The following is a 2,769-nucleotide window of genomic DNA, read 5'->3' as shown; positions in this document are numbered from 1 at the left end:
TCCAGTTGATGCAGTCCATGACTACCCCTAACGGCTGAGGTTTAAGCAGCTCGATCAGTTTGGTGAGTGTGGTCTCGATTTCTCTTTTTTCAACATCAGTCATTTCATTCCTCCAAAAGAAAACCGCCTCGTTTGAGGCGGCCGTCAGTCGGCATTCACCATTAATTCCAGTTCCGCTAATGCGGATCTGGCTGTTTTAATTTTAGCCTGGCATTTTTCAAACGATGCGGCAGCGGCATCAATATTACTTCTAATCTTTTTAAGTTTATGATTCAACACCATTTCGCTCCATCGCCCAATGGAAACACGAACTTTTACTTCCTCCATCTATTCTTCCTCCAAAAGAAAAGAGCCGGTTAGCGGCTCTAATATGCAACTCCATTCATAAATTCAGTGTAGTAAACATTTTGAGTTACTTCACGAAATTCTTTTAGCAACTTCTCATAGCCTTCTGGAGCATTCGCTTTCAGATGTTTGGGATGAACGTCATCGAACCAAGGATCCAAAAGTTTATAAAGTTCTTCTTCTCTCTCTTTGGCTGTCAGATATTCGTTTTTCTCTAGATAGCGCGGTTCTTTATCTCTTGAGTTTTTCATACTGTCCTCCAGAAAGTAAATATGTTCTAAGTTCAGTATACACCTCATCGTATTGCTCAGCTTGACGCATTTTTCTCGAATATGCACTAATCTTATCCAACGCATACCTCATCTCAAGCTTCTCGGTTTTCTTTCTAGCGATTTCCTTTCGATAAGAAAAATATTCGTTTCTGGTTTCTTGAGTAATCTCACAGATCTTCTCCCGATATTCTTTAGCATCTTTCCAGTGAAACAGCTCGTGAATCATCGTCACGTCCAGGTTATGCGGCATTAAGGATTTGTCATTAGGATCAAGTTCAAAGGCAGTTTTATTCGTCAGATAATAGCCTAGCTTTAAAACGTCCTGTACCGGATCGTAAGCCGCCAGTGCTCCTGTACTAAGGGTTGTGTCATTGACGATGATTATTTTTGTGTTCCCCAGATCACTCAGGCCGTGAGCCTTCATAGCTGTCTGAACTGCTTTATTGATCTCGTGTACCTGTCGTGGTTTAACATGAACACCTTCTTCTACATACCAGTTTTTTCGTTCTTCAATTGGATAGGCTTTTCGCTCTTCTCGAAAATTCGTTGTAAACGTTTCAGGCTGTTCTGCATTTAAACTAACAGTCTTATATTCCTGCTCCTCCTGATGCGCTTTGAATTCAATTTCATGGTTCTGCGCTTCCCACTCTTCCCACGTCATCCCGTGTTCTTTGTATCCATCCAGCCACTTCTCGTATTCGTCTCGATCCGAGTAGGGAGCAATTGAACACCGGCAGTTGGGATGCATTGGCGGGAGGTTCTGACCGGCGCTTTCGTCTTTGACTTTGTAGACGTTGCCATCCAGATCCTGACAGTCTTCACAGCACCGCTCATTGGCGATGTACATGTACTCTTTAAAGCCTTCCGACTGGTAGGCCATCATTTCCGCTGAGGTCTGCACTCTGCAGAACTCTGTATTAAGAAGCGTTCGAGCCGCCCTGAAAGCGGCTCTTGTTTTTAGTTTGGACTCGCTGACAATTTCACGGCGGAAACGTTCCGGGTGTTCGCCTAAAATAAGACCCCGCGCCAGTGCGTTTTGAATGCCTTTCTGCAGATTCGACTGGTGAGTCGTCCACAGTCTGTCCGAAAATGTAGCCCCGTGGAAGCTGGCATTGATGAGAGCCGGAAGCCGGGACATGTTGTTCATCACTGTCGGCCCCAGCACTTTCGCTCGATCAAGCAGAACCTGCGTTGCATGCTGGGTCAGAGCGGACGTCATCGCCTGATTGGTCTGCCCGACGCTCTGCGCAATCTGGATGTTCAGCATGCTCTGCAAAACCTGCATGCGGCTGATTTTCATTGTCGTGTTATACAGAGCCATTTCCGCGTTCGCAACGTCTGAAAAGTAGATTCTGGCGTTCTGATCTGTTCCGCTGCGCATATCCTGCAAAGCCAGACCTACCAGATATTCCGCCCTTTTGGCGTAATAGTCCTGGTCAGCTCTGGAAACAGCCTGCTTTGCCTGAGCCATGGTCAGCCCGTTCTGATCGGCGTAGCGCATATACCAGGCATTAATTTCATCGGCCATCCGATTCTGCAGATCCGTGTAGATCTCATTAATCTTTGCGTCCCAGTGCGCCTGATTCTTAGCGTATTCAATCTGCCAGTCTGCTTCTCGGTCCTTCCAGTAATCCTCACTGGAGACCATATTCAGCCTCCGGTTTCAGATCCGTTTGTTCTTCCTTTTCGTCTGTCGTATGTCGATGCGCATCAAACGAAATCAGCGCAGTTGAATCTGTCGTCTCCTTCTCGATTTTCTCCAGTTCCGCCTTCGGATCTGGAATGATCGAAAGCAGAGAGAGCTGTGTTTCATGGGAGACGATGCCGGACAGCTGTGCGGCCGTCTGGGCTTCTTCAAGACGATTCTTTGGCAAGTTGCGGCTCGTCGTAACCTGCAGCTCTTTCCACGCGTTCTCATCGCTCACGTTCGTTTTAAGCGTTGACCAGATCTTGTATCGCTTGCGCAGGCTCTTCTCAATCTTGCGGTCAAAGCCTGCTGCAAGATTGCTCATGGCCTGAAGCTTGTAAGCCAGGGCGGTTCCGCTGGTCGCATTACCGAACGACTCATCGCTGATGTTTGCCACCATGGAAATCTGATAGATCTGCCGATCCAGACGGTCCAGCAGGTTTTCCTGCGTGGAGTCAGCTGTCG

General features: G+C 47.3%; 4 protein-coding genes. All 4 read right to left on the bottom strand.

Going from position 1 to position 2,769, the window contains the following annotated elements:
* Positions 1 to 144: 144 nt before the first annotated feature.
* Positions 145 to 327 (bottom strand): hypothetical protein, encoded by a 183-nt coding sequence (locus ACLUYS_RS09740; protein ID WP_412659769.1) that lies wholly within the window; start codon positions 325 to 327, stop codon positions 145 to 147.
* A 38-nt stretch (positions 328 to 365) separates the two neighbouring features.
* The gene (locus tag ACLUYS_RS09735) at positions 366 to 596 is read right to left on the bottom strand and encodes a hypothetical protein (protein ID WP_412659768.1); all 231 of its coding nucleotides are present in this window, start codon (positions 594 to 596) and stop codon (positions 366 to 368) included.
* Entirely contained in the window at positions 577 to 2,265 is a 1,689-nt protein-coding gene (locus ACLUYS_RS09730) for a minor capsid protein (RefSeq protein ID WP_412659767.1), read from the bottom strand. Before ACLUYS_RS09730 ends, ACLUYS_RS09735 begins: the two co-directional genes overlap by 20 nt.
* The coding region (locus tag ACLUYS_RS09725; protein ID WP_412659766.1) for a phage portal protein at positions 2,252 to 2,769 on the bottom strand (518 nt) is incomplete at its 5' end. The genes ACLUYS_RS09725 and ACLUYS_RS09730, both read right to left, overlap by 14 nt.

It is taken from the genome of Allobaculum sp. (genome assembly GCF_047010065.1).
Lineage (GTDB): Bacteria > Bacillota_I > Bacilli_A > Erysipelotrichales > Erysipelotrichaceae > Allobaculum > Allobaculum fili.
This window is presented reverse-complemented; position numbering and strand designations above follow the sequence as displayed.

Bases quoted from the DNA above. Each gene is read 5' to 3' on its own strand.
- ACLUYS_RS09740 (WP_412659769.1), bottom strand. From the start codon at position 327: ATGGAGGAAGTAAAAGTTCGTGTTTCCATTGGGCGATGGAGCGAAATG.
- ACLUYS_RS09735 (WP_412659768.1), bottom strand. From the start codon at position 596: ATGAAAAACTCAAGAGATAAAGAACCGCGCTATCTAGAGAAAAACGAA.
- ACLUYS_RS09730 (WP_412659767.1), bottom strand. From the start codon at position 2,265: ATGGTCTCCAGTGAGGATTACTGGAAGGACCGAGAAGCAGACTGGCAG.